The 812-nt window shown below is 45.8% G+C and carries 1 protein-coding gene; it reads right to left on the bottom strand.

Annotated elements, in window-relative coordinates; all coding sequences use genetic code 11:
* Positions 1-150: 150 nt before the first annotated feature.
* Positions 151-507: an IS66 family insertion sequence element accessory protein TnpB gene (gene tnpB / locus O9X78_RS20750; RefSeq protein ID WP_269621590.1), complete on the bottom strand. Its 357-nt coding sequence runs from the start codon at positions 505-507 to the stop codon at positions 151-153.
* Between the last annotated feature and the right edge of the window lie 305 nt (positions 508-812).

Here is an 812-nt window from a genome sequence, read left to right as displayed (position 1 = left end):
ACGTGATCACCCGTTGCGATAAGTCCCGTAAAGTGATCACTTTAAATCGCAATGAGTGATCACGCTCGTTCGCAACAGGTGATCACGTTGCGTCGCAGGCGGTGATCAGGTTGGGTCGGAATACGCAATAGCGGCTATTATACTAAAAAATCAGGAAACAGCAGTAAAAAATAAACGGGAATGGGGTTTAAAATCAGACAAATTAAATCCTCTTAATAACCAACCCCACTGTTCATGACTGATCACCACCGTCGATGATGAATGCTTCTTTGGCCATTTGAATTTGTCTTTTTCTAAGCGTTTTTGCCATAACGCAAATCCCGTTTCATCCCAATAAAGCACCTTCAGTTGCGAGCGGTTTTTGTTACAGAAAACAAACAGCGCGGGGTCATAAGGCGATAGCGCCATTTGCTCGGCGACAATCACCGCAAGACCGTTGATGGCTTTGCGGAAATCGACCGGATCACGATGCAGATAGATTGAACAGGACGCACTCCAGCGCATCATGCGAGTGATTTCACGAGAGAAATAAAGGAGGAGATGGGCATACTGTCAGGGCAATGAACTTTGCAATTCCCCACTTCTAGCATCAAGCCAGTTAACACCGATGGGCTTGGCTCAACAGAGACTTTCGTGAAGGCGCTATTACGTGCCTTATGTTGTGACAGTTTTTGGCTGAAGTATTTGTAAGCAATGGGATGGACTCCTCCTCACCCTAGCAATGCAGCGTCAATGCGCCAGAATGGTAAGTGTCAATTTGCCATTCAGAAGATGAGGAGAAGCCCTATATGAACATTACAAGAGTTGGAGTA

The sequence above is a fragment of the Zhongshania aquatica genome, assembly GCF_027257955.1.
In the GTDB taxonomy this organism is placed as follows: Bacteria; Pseudomonadota; Gammaproteobacteria; order Pseudomonadales; family Spongiibacteraceae; genus Spongiibacter; species Spongiibacter aquatica.
Note: the sequence above shows the minus strand (reverse complement) of the source record. Positions and strands in the feature narration are given on the sequence as shown.

Coding starts and splice junctions, on each gene's coding strand:
- tnpB (WP_269621590.1), bottom strand. CDS start 507: ATGATGCGCTGGAGTGCGTCCTGTTCAATCTATCTGCATCGTGATCCG.